The following is a 17,170-nucleotide window of genomic DNA, read 5'->3' as shown; positions in this document are numbered from 1 at the left end:
TAGACAGAGTGTAGCACCCACCGTGCACGTTGTAAAGAACCAAGCACTTCACTCAGCCCTCGACTGCGGGTCACTGCGACGCGAAACAGTGGCGGCCTTAGACCTGCTGGCAGGCGTATATGACGATCTGTAGCGCTACGCCGTGCCGGTCACGGTGGGTGTTGCAAAGCAGCGGCAGCGGTACATTTCACGGCGGTCAGCGGGCCGAGGCATCGCCGCTTGGGGGACAAAAAAAGCGCCTCTCGAAAGAGGCGCAATGGGTCAGACTAGTCGATCGCCTTGACGTTGTAGAAGGACTTGCGGCCCTTGTACAGCGCAGATGCACCGAGTTCGTCTTCGATCCGCATCAGCTGGTTGTACTTCGCGATGCGGTCGGTCCGGCTCATGGAACCGGTCTTGATCTGGCCGGCGTTGGTCGCAACGACCAAGTCAGCGATGGTGGTGTCTTCGGTTTCACCGGAACGGTGGGAAACAACGGCGGTGTAGCCGGCTTCCTTCGCCATCTCGATGGCTTCGAAGGTCTCGGTCAGGGTCCCGATCTGGTTAAGCTTGATCAGGATGGAGTTCGCAACGCCCATGTCGATCCCCTTCTTCAGGTAATCGGTGTTGGTCACGAACAGGTCGTCACCGACAAGCTGAACTTTGTCGCCCAGCTTAGCGGTGATCTTCTGCCAGCCTTCCCAGTCGTTTTCGTCGATCGGGTCTTCGATCGAAACGATCGGGTACTTCGCCACGAAGCCAGCGATCAAGTCGATGAACTCGTCCGTGGTGTAGCTGGTGTCAGGGTCGGACCACTTGAGGGTGTACTTCTTGGTCTCTGGGTCGTAGAACTCAGAGGAAGCCACGTCAAAGGCGATCGCAACGTCTTCGCCCGGCTTGTAGCCAGCCTTCTGGATCGCTTCAACGAGGAATTCGAACGCTTCTTCGTTATCCTTCAGGTTAGGCGCAAAGCCACCTTCGTCGCCGACAGCGGTGATGTCGCCTTTTTCCTTCAGCAGCGCCTGCAGGGCGTGGAAGGTCTCGGCGCCCATCCGGATCGCTTCGCGAACGGTCTTGCCACCAACTGGCATGATCATGAATTCTTGGAAGTCGATCGTGTTGGTGGAGTGCGCGCCACCGTTGATCACGTTCATCATCGGGGTCGGGAGCACGTGGGCGTTAGGGCCGCCAAGGTACTGGTACAGAGGCAGACCAACTTCGGAAGCTGCCGCACGGGCAGCAGCCAAGGAAACCCCAAGGATGGCGTTGGCGCCAAGCTTGCCCTTGTTCGGGGTGCCGTCCAGATCGATCATGGTCTGGTCGATGAGGCGCTGTTCGGTCGCATCCAGGCCGATCACGGCCTTCGCGATCTGATCGTTGACGTTCGCGACCGCCTTCAGAACACCCTTACCGCCGAAGCGGGACTTGTCGCCGTCACGCAGTTCAACGGCTTCGTGTTCACCGGTAGAAGCACCTGATGGGACGAGGGCACGGCCAAAGCCGCCATCTTCGGTGTACAGTTCAACTTCAACAGTCGGGTTGCCACGGGAGTCGAGGACTTCGCGGGCCAAAACATCTGTAATGATAGACATGTTTTTCTCCTTTGTTTTGCCTAACCGGCAGATTCGAATTTAGTGTAACACAGAACGCAGACGCGGTGAAAGCGTGGGCGATCCGGTCTGCGCATGACTGGATGTCCGGACCCGACCGCCTTGGTCAGGCTGCCGCGGGCCACCTTCATACGCCGCCGCTGTGCTCTGGTTAGTCTTGGTAGTTGGCCAAGGCGATGAAGGATTCTGGGTCCATGGACGCACCGCCAACCAGGCCGCCGTCGATGTCTTCCTTCGCCATCAGTTCCTTGACGTTCGCTGGCTTCACGGAGCCACCGTAAAGGATGCGCACGGCGTCAGCCGTTTCTGCATCGTACAGCTTCTTGACCGTTGCACGGATGTGGGCAACCACTTCCTGTGCCTGGTCAGCTGTCGCGGTCTTGCCGGTCCCGATCGCCCAGATCGGTTCGTAGGCAATGACGCTCTTCTTCACGTCTTCAGCGGTGATGCCTGCAAGCGCGCCAGCGACTTGGTAAGCGACCCAGTCGTTGGTTTGGCCAGCTTCACGCTGCTCGAGGCTCTCACCACAGCAGATGATCGGCAGCAGGCCGTTCTTCAGGATGGCCTTCGCCTTCTTGTTGATGTCTTCGTCGGTTTCGTGGAAGTAGCCACGACGCTCGGAGTGACCGATCACGACGAAGTCCAGACCCATTTCCTTGAGGGCCTTAGGGCTGGTTTCGCCGGTGAACGCCCCTTCGTCTTCGAAGTAGCTGTTTTCAGCCGCAGTCTGAAGCGGGGTGCCTTTGGCGCCGGCCACCAGGGTGGTCAGATCGATCGCCGGTGCGGCGATAACGGTCTGGACCTTGCTGGCGTCAGGTAACTTGCCCTTAACGCCGTCGATGAAGGCTTGGGTCTCTTCCGGGTTCTTGTTCATTTTCCAGTTCCCGGCCATGATAGGTGTACGCATTATTCAAAATCTCCTTTTGATCTCTTGTGTCTGGCGTGAACGCGCCCTGCAGTGCGCGTTGCGTGCGATTACTTGTTGGTGATCGCTGCGATACCAGGCAGTTCCTTACCTTCAAGGTATTCGAGGCTTGCGCCACCACCAGTGGAGATGTGGGTGATCTGAGGGGCGATGCCGAGCTGCTTGGCCGCAGCGGTGGAGTCGCCACCCCCGATGATGGTCGTCGCATCCTTCAGTTCGCCGAGGGCCTTGCCGATCTCCAGCGTGCCCTTCGCGTAGTTAGGCATTTCGAACACACCCATTGGGCCGTTCCAAACGACGGTCTTCGCGTCAGCCAAGACCTTCTTGAAGTCTTCGATCGCCTTAGGGCCGATGTCAAGTGCCATGTAGCCATCCGGAATGTTGCCTTCCACGACCTTGTGCGGGGCGTCATTGGCGAATTCAGTCGCGACCACGTTGTCGACAGGCAGGACCAGCTTGTCGCCGGCTTCTGCCATGATCTGCTTGGCCAGGTCGATCTTGTCGGTCTCGACCAGGGACTTCCCAACAGTCAGGCCCTTAGCTGCGTAGAAGGTGTAGGTCATGCCGCCGCCGACGATGATCTTGTCCGCCTTGTTGAGCAGGTTCGAGATCACGCCGATCTTGTCGGAGACCTTCGCACCACCGAGGATAGCAACGAACGGGTGACGTGGGTTCTCAACGGCATCGCCGAGGAACTTGATCTCCTTTTCCATCAAGAAGCCAGCAGCTGCCTGAGGCATGTTGGAGGAAATCCCGACGTTAGAAGCATGTGCACGGTGTGCGGTCCCAAAGGCATCGTTGACGTACAGGTCACCCAGAGAAGCCCAGTACTTGCCCAGCTCAGGGTCGTTCTTGGATTCCTTCTTACCGTCGAGGTCTTCGAAGCGGGTGTTCTCCATCACCAGAACGTCGCCGTCCTTCATGTTGTTGATGGCGTCTTCGAGTTCCTTGCCACGGGTGGCAGGGACGAAGGTCACAGGCTTCTTCAGCAGTTCGGACAGGCGTTCTGCCACTGGGCGCAGGCTCAGCTTCGCCTTGTCTTCTTCGGTCTTGATGCGGCCCAAGTGGGACAGCAGGATGGCCTTGCCGCCGTTGTCGATCACATAGTTGATGGTCGGCAGTGCAGCCACGATACGGTTGTCATCGCCGATGACACCGTCCTTGATCGGCACGTTGAAGTCAACGCGGATCAAGACTTTCTTATCAGTAACGTCTAAGTCGGAGACGATCAATTTAGCCATTAGATAAAACCCTCCTAAATATTGGTTGATTCTATGTTACCGAACGTCTGTGACCAAACCGCGATGCTTGAATGAAGGTCTCGTGTCTGGGCCCCCTCATTCAAACACCGCCGCTCAGCCAAGCGTCGGTGCTAGGGTCACCCCTAGAAAAAAGAGCGAAGGGAGATACTCCCTCCGCTCCTTTTATTGCGGTTAAAAAGGTGTTACTCGAGATTACAGAGTAGCAAACTTCAGCAGGGTACGGATCATCTGGCAGGTGAAGCCATATTCGTTGTCGTACCAAGCAACCGTCTTAACAAGTTGGTAGTCGCCCGCGGTCGTTACTTCGGTCTGGGTCGGGTCGAAGATGGAACCATAGGTGGTACCGATGATGTCGGAAGAAACCACTTCGTCAGCGTTGTAGCCGAAGGATGGGTTGTTTTCCGTGTGCTTCTTGATCGCTTCGTTGATCTGGTCAGCGGTGACGTTCTTGGTCTTCAGGATGGAAACCAGTTCGGTCAGGGAACCGTCAACAACGGAGACACGCTGTGCGTGACCCTGAAGCTTGCCGTTCAGTTCTGGGATAACGATACCGATCGCCTTAGCAGCACCGGTGCTGTGAGGAATCGTGTTAACCGCAGCAGAACGTGCAGCGCGCAGGTTGCCACCGCGAACAGGGCCGTCAAGCAGCATCTGAGTGGAGGTGTAAGCGTGAACCGTCGTCATGGTCCCAACTTCGATGCCGAATTCCTTGTTCAGGAAGTAGGCCATTGGTGCCAGGCAGTTGGTCGTGCAAGAACCAGCGGAAACGATCTTGTCGTCTGCGGTCAGGGTGTCATCGTTAACGTTGTAAACGATGGTGCGGATCTTACCAGCAGGAGCGGAGATCAGAACACGTTCTGCACCAGCATCCAAGTGAGCCTGGGCCTTTTCAGCAGAGGTGTAGAAACCGGTACATTCGAGGACGTATTGAACGCCATCTTCCTTAACCCACGGAATGTTCTGAGCTTGTGGTTCAGCATAAACGCGGTATTCCTTACCGTTAACCACGATGCCGTTGTCGGTTGCGCTCACTTCACCAGGGAAGGTGCCGTGAGTGGAATCATACTTCAGCAGGTGTGCCAACATGGATGGGCTGGTCAGGTCGTTGATCGCAACAACTTCGATGTCGTTGCTCTTTTCACCGAGTTCGAAGATGCGGCGGAAAGCCAAACGACCGATACGGCCAAAACCATTGATACCAATTTTAACAGTCATGCTAAAATTTCCTCCTTTAGGAAATAAGAGTTTTATTCTAACGGGTCTCCCCAGTTAAAATCGCAGTTGAGGCGCCGACATCCGTGATCAGCCACGTGTGGGCCGGCGCATTCTTCATGTATGCGGCGATCGCCTTGGCCTTGCTCTTGCCACCGGCGACCGCGAACACATACGGGATGTGATCAAGGTCCGGAATCTGTAACCCGATTCTTGGGATCTTGTAGATGACCTGCCCTTCGGCGTCAAAAAACGTGCCGAAAGTTTCTGAAACGGCGCTGCGTTCAACGAGCTCGCGGATCGTCTCAGCGGGCATTGACCGGCGCTTGGCCATGATCAAAGCGTCACCTATACTATGAATCACCACCTGAGCGTTGTCAATCATTTGCAACACTTCTTGGACCGCTGGCTCACGCAGCAGCGGCTGGTAGGTCTTGGCGCTGACATTTTCAGGAATGTACAGCACCCGGTAGTTGCTGTCGGTTGCTTCCGCCATCGCGGCGGCGACCGAGTTGGCTTGGATCGCGACGGCCTCGCCCACCCCGCCACGAGCTGGCACGAAGGTCAGCTCGCGGCCGGCGGAGAGCTTGTAGTTCAGCTGCGTTGCCACGCGCGCCATCGTGGTCCCGCCCATGACCGCGACGGTCAGGCGGCCAGACGGCAGCATCACCTGCAGGGTCTGGTTGAGCAGCTTCCCCATCTCGTCCATCACCCGACTGCTCTGGTCAGCGTCACCGTTGACGATCAAGCAGTGGTCGATGCCAAGCTTGGCGGCCAGGCGCTTCTCGTCCTCCTTGAAGCCGAGCAACTGATTCATCAACTGCTCAAGCCCCTGGAAGGCCTCGATGCCCTTGCTGGTCAAGACCATGCCGGACTTCGAGCTTTCGATCAGGCCCTGCTTGCGAAGAAAATCCGTCTCGGTACGCAACACGCGCTCTGAGACCTTCATCTGCTCGGCGAGGTTGCGTCGGCCGACCGGCGCCATCCAACTGATGAACTGAAGGATCTGATACCGTTTGGTGATAATGCCCATCATGTCCGGGGCGATTGCTTCGATCCAGGCGAATTCAGAGTGCATATCGGCTATCCTTCTCAGCGGGTCGTTTTGTGTCCAACCGAGCCGTTCGGCGACCCGGTCAGGCCAAAAAAATTTGGGCACCCAGCGTTTCCCTGTTCAGCCCTACCAACAGTGCCCATTATAACAAGGAAAAAAAGGCCGTGCAAGCCTTTTGCCCCAGTTGACGTTGTCGCGCCAAAAGCGCCAATGATTCGGTTTTATCGGTTAAGTTCTTTCGGTCTGTAACCGCTGCCGCGACTTTCGGCCGCGATTCCCGAAATCGGATCATTCGGGCCCGCTCTCACCGAACGCTCATTTCGCGGTGGGACGCAATTAATCCGGCCGGTGGGCTTGCATTTTGCCCCGCTATCCCGTAGAATAATCAGGTACTTGGGCGGTTAGTGTAATGGATCGCACGTGAGATTCCGGTTCTCGAAATCCGGGTTCGACTCCCGGGCTGCCCATAAAATAGCCTTTTAGGACTAAACAGGACCAAGCAAACGCCTAGAAATAGGCGTTTTTGTTTTGCGGATTGTGCGGGATTTATACGGGAGGTGGCAATGAGGTGGCACTTTACCACTATAGATAGCCAGCTTGCCTCTAAACTGCCACCTCTTATGCCACCTCAGCAGCTCCGTCCCTTGGCGCACAAGGGATAGCGCGTTTCGATATTTTTGTGCCACGCAAAAAGGCCCACCCTACCGAAGCAGAGTGAGCCAAGATTGATGAGCCATGACGAGCTGTGATGAGCCTACTTGAAGTTCCCCCAGTACGAGGTCCGTTTCGTGCCGGACGCGGTCCCAGTCGGTAGATAGCCATAGCCGCCAGATCGTGGCTGCCGGATCCAGACATAGCCGCCAAAGTAGCCATAGGCGTTGTACTTGACCACGGAGCCTTTGGCCAGCACAGCCAGCAGTGGCGCGCTGACCGATGCAGACCCGCTACGGAGCTTAATGCCAGACGAGTCAGTGATCGTGAAGGACCCTGTCTGAGCGTACCATACGCCCTCTTGCTTGCCGGTCGTCGTAGCAGGCTTCGGCGCTGCCGGCTTAGAGGCAGTCTTCGATCCGAGCTGTCGGTTTACTTCGGCCTGGACCGCGGCGTATTGACTGCCCAGGGCCGCCTTGCGCGCATCCCCACTGCCATACTTACCCGCGATCACCTCGGTAGCGAGCTGGGCGACGGTCTTAGCGGGCACCGGATTTGGGACGGGTGCAATCGCCTTACCGATAAACTTGTCCCAGCTTTCGATCGGCATGTTTGAAATGCTCATGTCCTTCGTCCCGTCGCTGGACGTAAACTGCCACATCGTGTAGGTCGGCCATGGTGCGGTCGAGTACGGGAACTTTGCCGGAACCTCAAAGGTCGGGTACATGCGCTGCGTCCCCGGGTAGTATGGGTAACCGGCAAACCACAGGCCGCAGAGGTCCTTGACGTTCGCGCACTCGCGCGCCCCTTCAGCCCCCGTGTAGAGCAGGCACCACTGATTGGTCAGGTCGTGCACGCGAGTTACGAATTGCTTGACCCAGTTTGAATTCTTGCCGTATGCCGCGTTCTGATACCCTTCCCAGTCAACGGCCAGAAGTGCCTCGCCCACGTAGTTATTGATGTTGCTGATGAAGTAGTCGGCTTCGGCGACTGGATCGCCGCCGGCAGCATAGTGGTACAGGCCGAGTTTCTTCCCGGCTGCCTTGGCCGCTGCGTACTGGCCGTTACACTTCGGGTTGACGTAGGTTGTGCCCTGCGTTGCCTTGATGATCACAGCGCCAATCTGGGGCAGTGCTGCGGCATCGATCGTATCGTGAGACGACACATCTGCTACGAAAAAGTTTGTCATTTTGGTTCCCCCTTCTTAGTCGTATCACTTGGATCGACCGAGTCGTGAAAGACGTCAAGGTACTTTGCTAGCGGGCCAACGTTGACCCCCATCGCTGTCACATTTTCCATGATTGAGCCGAACTCGTAAGTCATCAGAATCAGTGTCCAGATCAGGCCGACGTTCACTGGCATGCTCAGACCTGCCAGCGGTGCCACATGGTCGACCGCGGACGCAACGATAATCGTCAGCATTGTGGCAAACTTGGTCATCAGCCCCTGCAAATTGACCGCAGACTTCCATCGGTGTGCTTTCAGCGCCTTCGCGTAGCCGGTGACTAAATCGATTCCAACCATTGCGAGCCACCAACCCATCAGCGGTTGCCCGCCACTAAATAATTGTTGCATTAGGCTTTCGCCTCCTTTTGTGATTGCAAATAACAATAGATTCACTTCTCTCCATCAAAATAGGCGTCCTGCTCGGCCGCCTTCGTAATCTCTTCATATTCGGCTTGGCTGATCGTCAGCCCGACGAAAGGCTTAATGTCGATCCCCCAGGCGTAGAACTGTTTTGCCTGCTCGTATGCTGTCATGCTTTTGCCCCCTTGAGCTTTGCAACCTCAAGTGACAGGGCCGCAAGCATCAGCTGCTCAGGTGTGGGCTGCGGCTTGTCCGCCTCGGCCATCTCATCAAGCTTGGATTGGTCGACTACGATCGCACCGTCCACCAGCATGCTGGCCCCGAGTACAATCTTATCGACCTCAATCTGGGCCAAATCCACCGCATTGGTCGTGTCGAATGGGGCCTGCCACTCCTCGCCATCCCAAAAAGCTTGCTGGTAACCCGTGATGTAGCCTTGATTGTCTGAATCAATGCTGACCTTCAAAACGCATACACCTCCCGCAAAACAAACTTAGCTGCATCGCCAGAACCGTTGCCGCCGCTACCCGACGTATATCCTTTCAGTGTGGCGTTTGTAACAAAGAGATATTTCTGCGTTCTCACCGATCCAGAAGCCGTAGACAACGGCGTCACAATCCCAGTGCCACTGTGAACAGCGGCCCAGTTTTTGTTAATAATCGTGGTGTTCCAGTCAGAGTCGGCTTGCGCGCCGCTGTTGTAGTACGACCAGAGAAGTACCCACCCGTTGAGGCACTTGTTGAGTGGCACGCTTGGGGTAACGCTCTGCGTGCCGGTCATGTAGTACCCACCAGACCAAAGAAGTTTACCTGCCCCGTTAAGTTGCTCCAAATACCCTGCATCAAGTGAGCCGATATGGTCTGGCGTTCGCATGACCATCGACCCTGCAGCGGGGCTCATCGCCATGTAGTACTGCTCTTTCTTGCCCGTGGCGTCGAAAGTCTGCATCATCAATCCCTGGGTAGGGTCATATGCCATCGCAATTTGGTTAACTAGTGTGGTCTTGTCGGCTTTGTAAATGCTGTCATGTGCCTCGAGTTTACCGTTCTTCATCGCCAGGGTCCCCGAGTGGTAAATGTATGCCGGGTTGCCTTCCGCTCCAACATCCTCGGGCACCAACGTGTATGAGTTGGTGAAATCTGACCCAATGAAGTGCATCCCCTGGAAAGTCTTCCCGACAAACGTCTCCGCAGCGATCGTAGAGGCGTCCACAGGCTTTGCAGTCCATGTGGTGCCGCTATACAGGTAGTAGCCAGTGACGACTCCTTTTGCATTTGTCAGCCAGTGGATATCTCCTGATTTTGGACTGGCGGGATAGGCTGAGCCGATTGTAGTGACAGGGACATTTTCGGCCCCGTCTTTACCATCCTTCCCGTTTTCCCCGTCAGCGCCATCCTTCCCTGGCTCGCCATCAGCTCCTTTGATCAGCGTCCAAACGTATTTGGCTGGATCAGTGCTGTCTACCTGCTCAAAGTCCGTGTACGTGCCCCAGTACGTGTATTCAACGCTCCTGATTCTCGAACCAGCGTGCGATCCATCTTCAATCTGAATGTAGTTCTTTCCCATCGTAATTGCATCGGTGGGCGCACCGTCTCGGACTGCCAAAGTAACCAACCCATCGGCCCCCGTTGTAATCGTTCGTGGGTGCGACTTAGATAGAGGGTTGGTAGAAGAAGAGAGGGCCACACCTTTCTTGTCTGTCCAGATGTCGTAGTACGACGTCGTCGGATCGGGATAGTCTGTAGACACGGTGTAGGTGGTGTTCGGCTTCAACGCGATATCCGCCGCGATCTGTGAGTTCGCCGCCTTGGCGCCAGCCATCCACTTGGCAAGGTCAAAGTAGTCGACGCGGTTGTCGCGCGAGGTCGAAAAGTTCTCGGACCCATCTGCTGAGGTCGCCCAGGCAGTGTGGATGTACGGCGTGCGGCCATCCACCCCGGGGATACCCGGTGCACCATTCTCACCGTCCTCACCCGCGGGCCCAGGCTCACCGCGGTCCCCCTTCACCAACTGCCACTTATAGCTTGCTGGATCCGCGCTATCAACTTGGGTGAAGTCGCTGTAGGTTCCCAGATAAGACTTACCCGTCGCATCGGTGGTCGAGAAGTCCAATCCGTCCATACTGTTTGCATAGGCTTTGTGAAAGTACGGGGTTCGACCATCCTTCCCCCCCTCTCCAGGCTCCCCGTCATTGCCGTCCTTACCGGCAGGGCCGACAACCTTCTGCCACTTCCCGGCATAATCGGCTGCATCGTCAGACGGCACCGACGTGTCGCCATAGACGACCGCCATGTATGCTTTGCCAGCTGGTAGCGCACTCAGGTCAGTACCCTGATCGTCGTCCGCATATCGGACCCAGGGGTAGTACTGCACCGTCTTAGGAATCCGCTTGATCTGATCGGCTAGGTCTTGCAGGGCTGGATCGATCTGCGAGGCCTCGATCAAGTAATCGCCAAATGTGGCGGTCCGTGTACCTTCCGAGTAGCTAGTCTCAAGCTGGAGTAGCCGAGCAGACAGATTCAGCTCTTGTTCTTCATCGACCAGGTGCACCGTGTCGCCGACCATGACGCTATCAGGCAGATCAACCAAGTCTACCTCGTAGTTAACAGCTGCATGGTTGTACTGCTTCAGGTCTGCCAGCGCGGACTGAAGTAGCGTTGCCTGTGTCACCGCCTCGTAGGTCTTCACCCGCTGGATGTGGTGGTCAGTCGGATTCGGGTTTTCGTTTGACAGTGCTCGGCTCCACAACTGCACCGCTACGGTATCTCGCAGGATGCCATCTGCGCCCAGAACAAAGCGACCATCCGGATCAGTCCACGTATAACCCTTCAAGTTGATGGGGCTATCCTTACCCTCAGGCATGCCGCCAGTCGGGTTAATGGAGGTGCATAAATCGTAGATATTTCCAGTTGTCTTTATGCTGTTCAGGTGTGTATTAACTTCTAACCGCTGGTTCTTATCTGCACCAATGTGATGATAAATATCGATGTAGTGTTTGATCACTTGCGTGCCAGTGATTTCAAAACGGAAATCCAATTCGGCATCAAACTGCGTTGCCACACTTTCAACCCGGGTCAGTACAGTTTCCTCCTCGGACTCCCATTTGAGCGTGCGCGCTTGGCCCGCAAGTTCGTTGACACCAATTTCAAAGCCGGAATCAGCTGCAAAAAGGTTGATATACTCTGCAATTGACATCGCCTTGGTGGCAGTATAGCTACCAATGGTCTCATTAATCAGGTCAATACCACCATTAATAGCCAAAAAAACTAGAGATCCGCTTTGCGGATCAGACCCAGTGTCTGGCCATTCCATCACAGTCATAAACACGGATCGTCCACTAGCGTCTTGATACAAAACAAAGTTACCAAACGCGGCCATTTCTTCGAGCCTACTCGCGTTGGATGGGTCTGTAGTGAGTGTGCCAATAAGTGTGCGTGCGACCGAATCAGGAACCTGCTGCTTGTCGATCTCCCCAGTTAGCTGAATTGGTCCACTTCCACCGGCTGAGGCAATACCAATAAGATTGTACTTCCGATCGGTAAAATAAAAGTCCACTAGTACCATGCCTCCCTGTACTCAATCTGCGCTTTAAACGGCTCCGCCCACTCAGACGCTACCGGCTGAATGATGGTGTCGCCAGCGGGGAGGATGAAACTGTCCCACATATTTCCCACACGTTGAAGAGTGGCGTCTTCCACGCCGTTTACGTAAACCGTTTTGGTGGCTACGTCAGCCGTCACCACGTCGTCCGCCATAAAGCGGTTCGGGTCGTCTTTCCAGTAATTGACGTTAAGCCAGTCAAAACGCGTATCGTTTAGCGCCATCAGTACGTGTTCCTTATCACGGTAGCGCTCAAACCACACCGAGTATCCATCAACAGGGAGATCAGCGATTTCAGACAAAGTGTATGACTTCACCACGGAGCGATCTAACTGACCAGTAGATTTCTGTGAGACGTGCCCGATCTCAAACCGTAGCTCGTCCTTGATTTTTGAGATTGTGACCTGCCGATAACCTGCTGTGCCAATTTGTGCGCTTGTTAGGGTAAACTCTGCTAGTGCCTTATCCAGTGCCCACAACTCACACCTGTACTGTTCTTCCGAAGCAGAGCTATCGCGAATCACAAACTGATAAGCAGCCTCGGTACCATTTTGCAGGGTGATTTCAAGCCGTCCCTGCCTCGTCACACTTGATCCAAAGTAAAACCGCGTGCGACACGAAAAATTACCGGAACTGCCGCCACTGATAGGCAGATAGATTGACGGCCCACCCCAGTCACCAGTATTCCCATTAGCAAAATACGGCACGGCTGACTGACCACCGGTGTAGTCCTCCTTGTAGTCAATGCGCCCTTGCTGCTTGTTTGGGCGTGACGCATCACCAAGATAGTTTGGGTAGTTCGTAGCCGCAGTGTTGTATGCGACGCCACTTGGAGCACCGCTGTAGCCGGTTGCCAGTGCGTGAACAGACTTTTCTTTCGTCTCACCGTCCAGCTCATCTGGAGAGCCAAACTGGAGCACGCCGCCTTTGTCATTTGTCCATGCCACCAGCCCGTTGTCGCCGGCCATAGTGGCCGTTAGGATAGGCGCCGTCGGGGCGGTGCCGGCGTTGGTGATGCTAATAAGTTCTCCGCTAGCGCCGGAAGTTTGCGACAAGGGATCCTCTGCAAGAGCTACCGCATCTGGAACCCTGCAAGTGATCTGAATAGATCCATGATTGAATACCTCTGACAACGATGTTTGGCCTTCAGCAATGGCCATATAGTACACGTCAGGCTCATCGCTAAACGTTAGCTTCACTGGCTTCGAAGTCATCAATATACGAGCAATATCACGTCGCTTTTCTGGCAGGTCGCGAATCACTAAGCCAGTCACCACAATAGTTCCAGCATCCGCCACTGTGCGTCTGAAACTACGACCATCATTCACACCAACCGCATGCAAATCAGCCGTACGATTCTGACCAATATCACGCTCTACATCAGTCGTACGAATATACTTGCTCATTTCCTCGCCATTGAAGATCCATTTAAAGGTCATTTCGTCGTTTTCCTTTCGCAATTTCTTTCAATCGATTAGCACGGTCGATATTAACCCTTATCGGAGCAGTCATCTCCTGCGCAAGCTCATGCTTGTCAAGGATCGCATGAACATGAACTTCAATTATCCGTGATTCAGCACTTATCTGATTCGTTTTGTAGTTGTTGATGGTCTGGGCACTCGGCACGCGCTGATTCATGCTGCCGATCAGTTGCTCGGCCCGCAGCGCGCCAGAGCGCCCAGTAATCGCCCCCAGCGACACATCGGGGGTATCAAACATCGCGGCAGCAGCCATCTTGTCGGACATGCTCGAAACCTTCGGCAGCATGTCCTTGATACCATTCGTGAAGCCTTGCCCGGTCCAGACACCCATCTGCCGCATGACACGTGAAGGCGAGCCGATGTGCAAGAACTTTTTGACGCCGTCGACCGCCTTCTTACCGATATCCTTAGCTGCGTCCCAGACCTTACCGGCCATTTTTCCAATGCCGCCAATGAAGCCCTTGACGAAGTCAACGCCGGCATTGAGCATATCTTTGCCTTTGTCCGCGATGGCTTTGATGACCTTAGATCCTAGCTTAGTCGCAGCACCGCCAACTTGGCCGAGCAGTTGAAGCAGTCCTTTGATCAGAGCCGCGATCAGCTTGACCCCAGCCGCAAGGATCCGCGGCGCATTTTTGATTAGGGCACCAGCGAGGGCAATGATGATCTGCAAGGCACCGTTGATCAGCGCCGGGATCATCTTGATCAGCCCACTGATCAGGGCCGTCAGGAGCTTGATACCGGCCGCGATGATCTTTGGAAGATTATCGATCAATGCACCCGCCAAGGCCATTACCAGCTTTAGCGCCGCATCGATCAAAGCTGGCAGAATTGAGATCAGTCCTTCGATCAGCGCAAGCAAGAGCTTGATCCCCGCATCAATGATTTGGGGCAGAGCGTCAATCAGCGCACCAGCCAGTGACAAGATGATTTGCACGGCGGCTTGGAGCAGTGCCGGCAGCGCGGCCATGAGGCCGTTGACTAGTGCCATCAGGATCTGAATGGCTGCCGAGATGATCGCAGGTAGCATCGTGATCAATCCATGAACGAGAGCAGTGATGATCTGTAGCCCTGCGCTAATAATCACGGGTAATGCAGCGACAAGCCCTTTGACGATTCCCATGATGATCTGTAGCGCCGCACTCAGTAACATTGGCAGCACCGCAACGATGCCCTGGATCACCGCGGTGAGGATCTGGACCCCTGCATCGACCAGAGTTGGGAGTGCACCGATCACGGCGTCAAGCAGGCCGGTGACGATTGCTAAGGCAGCTGTCACCAGCTGTGGCAGCGCCGTGACAATCGCCTGGACGACCATCAGGAGTATCTGGGTGCCCGCATCTACGAGCGCCGGTAGCGCCTTGGACAGAGCCTCGGCGAGCCCCGTGATAATGTCGGTGGCTGCCGTCACAAGCTGTGGCAATGCAGCCGTAATACCGTCGATCAGCTTGACCAGCAGGTCGGTCCCAATCGTCACGATCTGCGGTAGATACTTGCTAATGGCCCCTGATACGCTTTCGATATTACTGGTCAGCTTATCGAATACGGCCGTGATACCGTCCGCGTTCAGCTGGCCAGTCTTCGCCCACATTCCGAGAAACGAGGCAACCATACTAATGACCATACCCCAGGGACCACTGATACCGACCGCAGCCAGACCAAGCTTGGTCAGGATGCTGATCAATGGGCCGATGAGGGCGCCAGCCTTACCGAAGGCACCTCCCATGGAATCCAGCAAAGGCCCAAGACGGCTCAAACCAGCAGCCATTAGCTTCTGGACGGCAGCACCCAGACTCGCCATGAGCGGTCCAAGTTTGGCCATACCTCCAGACATAAGCTTGCCGGTGCTATTCGACAGCTGGGCGAACCACGCTACCAGCTTCGACAACCCGGTGCTCACGAGTCCAGAGATCGCCACACCCACTGCTTTGAAGAAGGGTCCAAGCTTGGCAAATGCCGCTCCAACAGCTGAGGCTATCGGTGCCAGCTTTGCCAAGCCAGCCGCAATTAGTTGCTTGATCGAGTTACCGACCGCAGCGAAAACCGACCCAGCCTTCTTGATCCATGCGACAAACTTCGCCCATAGTACCTGACCCGTCTTAGTCTTAGTGAAAAAGTAGGTCAGACCAACGACAATCGCCGCTATGGCAGCCGCCAGTATACCCCAAGGTCCGACTCCAAGCGCCGCCTGAAATGCCTTCAGCACAGTGGCTGTGTCTGCGATCGACTTCTTGAAGTTAGTGACCATCTTGATTGCTTTGAACGCAATCAGAAAGGTCGCCACTGCAACGGCCGCAGCCTTGAGTTCATCTGCGTGCCGCGAGACGAAGGCGATTGCGTTGGCGACTGCATCAAGTGCCGTGACAGTCGCGTTAGCCAGACCGGTGAAGTCCATTTCGCCGACTGCGTCGACCATTTTGGAGATCACCCCGATCAGAGCACTGTTGACCTTATTGAAGGAAGGCAGCAACTGGTTGGTCAGAGTCTCTCGCAACCCGTCAGTCGCTTGACCAACGGTCTTGTACTGCGTCGCCATCTTTTGGAAGCCCGGTGCGTTACCGGCCTTGTTGATCGCATCGAAGAAGCTCTGCGTCGATACCTTGCCAGCCTGAATGTCGGTGATCAGTTGGCTCGTGGACTTGCCCATGGTCTTAGCGACCGCCGCGATCCCTGCAGGTGTTTGCTCAAGCATCAGCTTGAAGTCTTCCCATTGGACCTTAGGCTTGGCGGCCATCTGCGTGGCCTGCTGACTTAACGTCTTCATGGCCTGCCCGGGGTTCTCTGCCGCGGCGGCAAGACCGCCAAAGCCCTTGATCAGCTGCGTGGTGTTCTTGGTGCCGACAGCCCGAAGCTGGCTGAATGTGGTCGCCATGTCAGATGATGAGTAGATCGTCGCCTGAGCAAACTTTTGCAGTTGCTTCGTCGTCGACTTGATCTCCTGGTCTGGCATGCCGATGTTTTTCATATTGGCGTTGAAGGTCTGCCAAGTGGCGCTGGCTGAGCTAAGATCACCGGCCATGCTGACAAGGCCATCCTTGATAGCACTGATACCAGTTGTAATGGCGCTGCTGATTAAATTGGCTCCGAGCACGCTCTTGAGGATCCCGCCAGCCTTTCGACCGGCGCCGCCGATGCCATCCAGTCTGGTGACCAGGTCGTCGACTGAGCCGATGGCCTCCTTGCCGTCGGCTTGAATCAGGATCTTCACTGTCCCATCAGCTGCCATATGCGTCACCTCCTTCCTCTTCGCCGTCTTCGACTGCGACTAGCGCCACCTCTCGTTTGAGCTTCGCCATTTCGGCGCGCTCCTTTTTGTCTTTGATATCGGACAACTTGGTACCGCGGATCTGCCGAACACGGCTGAACTTCGTGTCATCGGGCAACCCAGCCAGTAGGGATTGAAATTTGTACCAGTGCATCTGGCCCCGCTGCTCAAAAAGGTCGAGCCCATACGTCTGCCAGAACGCCGCGTAGATAAGCTGCGCGTCTTGGCCAAAGTCAAAGTCCGGCTTACGTTGCTGGATGTGCTGCGGCATCGGATCGCCGTTTTGGTCGTATTCGACCGCGTGAACATCCTCCGCCCGGAGTACCCCTGTGATGGCGTCCCACAGGTCAGGCCAGTCCTCGAGGTCTGGCAGGTCCTCACCCGCCATCAGCATCAATGCCGTCTCCAGTCGGTCATGGCTCGTCATCTCTTTGTCCTGCAGCGCGTCGAAGGCTAGCAGCACGTTCGCAAAGTCGAGATTCAAGTGATACATCGTTCCGCCTACCGCGACACTGTCGGGCAGGTCTTCATAGAGACGGAACAT

Annotated in this window: 13 protein-coding genes and 1 tRNA gene; 1 reads left to right on the top strand and 13 read right to left on the bottom strand. The window is 55.6% G+C overall.

The window, feature by feature from the left end; translation table 11 throughout:
• Window positions 1-266: 266 nt before the first annotated feature.
• The 5 genes from eno to HII33_RS05105 form a co-directional block, all read right to left on the bottom strand.
• A complete protein-coding gene (gene eno / locus HII33_RS05125; RefSeq protein ID WP_179394743.1) occupies window positions 267-1,571 on the bottom strand; it encodes a phosphopyruvate hydratase in 1,305 nt (434 codons plus the stop codon).
• Window positions 1,572-1,740: 169 nt separating this feature from the next.
• On the bottom strand, window positions 1,741-2,496 hold the full coding sequence (gene tpiA / locus HII33_RS05120) for a triose-phosphate isomerase (RefSeq protein ID WP_179394742.1): 756 nt from the start codon (window positions 2,494-2,496) through the stop codon (window positions 1,741-1,743).
• Between the two features lie 68 nt (window positions 2,497-2,564).
• Window positions 2,565-3,755 carry a phosphoglycerate kinase gene (locus tag HII33_RS05115; RefSeq protein ID WP_179394741.1) on the bottom strand — a complete coding sequence of 397 codons (1,191 nt, stop codon included), beginning with the start codon at window positions 3,753-3,755 and terminating at the stop codon, window positions 2,565-2,567.
• Window positions 3,756-3,968: 213 nt separating this feature from the next.
• Window positions 3,969-4,991 (bottom strand): type I glyceraldehyde-3-phosphate dehydrogenase, encoded by a 1,023-nt coding sequence (gene gap / locus HII33_RS05110; protein WP_179394740.1) that lies wholly within the window; start codon window positions 4,989-4,991, stop codon window positions 3,969-3,971.
• Window positions 4,992-5,028: 37 nt separating this feature from the next.
• The gene (locus HII33_RS05105) at window positions 5,029-6,066 is read right to left on the bottom strand and encodes a sugar-binding transcriptional regulator (protein WP_179394739.1); all 1,038 of its coding nucleotides are present in this window, start codon (window positions 6,064-6,066) and stop codon (window positions 5,029-5,031) included.
• A gap of 371 nt (window positions 6,067-6,437) precedes the next feature.
• Here HII33_RS05105 and HII33_RS05100 point away from each other — a divergent pair.
• Window positions 6,438-6,509 (top strand) — tRNA-Arg (locus HII33_RS05100).
• Between the two features lie 287 nt (window positions 6,510-6,796).
• On the opposite strand, the gene HII33_RS05095 is transcribed toward HII33_RS05100, so the two are convergent.
• The 8 genes from HII33_RS05095 to HII33_RS05060 are packed head-to-tail and all read right to left on the bottom strand — an operon-like array spanning window position 6,797 to window position 17,170.
• Window positions 6,797-7,882: a GH25 family lysozyme gene (locus HII33_RS05095; RefSeq protein WP_179394738.1), complete on the bottom strand. Its 1,086-nt coding sequence runs from the start codon at window positions 7,880-7,882 to the stop codon at window positions 6,797-6,799.
• Window positions 7,879-8,268: a phage holin family protein gene (locus HII33_RS05090; protein WP_179394737.1), complete on the bottom strand. Its 390-nt coding sequence runs from the start codon at window positions 8,266-8,268 to the stop codon at window positions 7,879-7,881. Before HII33_RS05090 ends, HII33_RS05095 begins: the two co-directional genes overlap by 4 nt.
• Before the next feature lie 41 nt (window positions 8,269-8,309).
• Complete coding sequence (locus HII33_RS05085) at window positions 8,310-8,453, bottom strand: hypothetical protein (protein ID WP_179394736.1); 144 nt, start codon at window positions 8,451-8,453, stop codon at window positions 8,310-8,312.
• On the bottom strand, window positions 8,450-8,746 hold the full coding sequence (locus tag HII33_RS05080; protein ID WP_179394735.1) for a phage infection protein: 297 nt from the start codon (window positions 8,744-8,746) through the stop codon (window positions 8,450-8,452). Before HII33_RS05080 ends, HII33_RS05085 begins: the two co-directional genes overlap by 4 nt.
• On the bottom strand, window positions 8,743-11,844 hold the full coding sequence (locus tag HII33_RS05075) for a phage tail spike protein (RefSeq protein ID WP_179394734.1): 3,102 nt from the start codon (window positions 11,842-11,844) through the stop codon (window positions 8,743-8,745). Before HII33_RS05075 ends, HII33_RS05080 begins: the two co-directional genes overlap by 4 nt.
• On the bottom strand, window positions 11,835-13,319 hold the full coding sequence (locus tag HII33_RS05070) for a distal tail protein Dit (protein WP_179394733.1): 1,485 nt from the start codon (window positions 13,317-13,319) through the stop codon (window positions 11,835-11,837). The genes HII33_RS05075 and HII33_RS05070 overlap by 10 nt, the downstream gene beginning before the upstream one ends.
• A complete protein-coding gene (locus HII33_RS05065) occupies window positions 13,309-16,587 on the bottom strand; it encodes a tape measure protein (RefSeq protein WP_179394732.1) in 3,279 nt (1,092 codons plus the stop codon). The genes HII33_RS05070 and HII33_RS05065 overlap by 11 nt, the downstream gene beginning before the upstream one ends.
• Complete coding sequence (locus HII33_RS05060; RefSeq protein ID WP_179394731.1) at window positions 16,577-17,170, bottom strand: Gp15 family bacteriophage protein; 594 nt, start codon at window positions 17,168-17,170, stop codon at window positions 16,577-16,579. The genes HII33_RS05065 and HII33_RS05060 overlap by 11 nt, the downstream gene beginning before the upstream one ends.

Source organism: Lacticaseibacillus absianus, assembly GCF_013407595.1.
Taxonomy (GTDB): Bacteria; Bacillota; Bacilli; order Lactobacillales; family Lactobacillaceae; genus Lacticaseibacillus; species Lacticaseibacillus absianus.
This window is presented reverse-complemented; position numbering and strand designations above follow the sequence as displayed.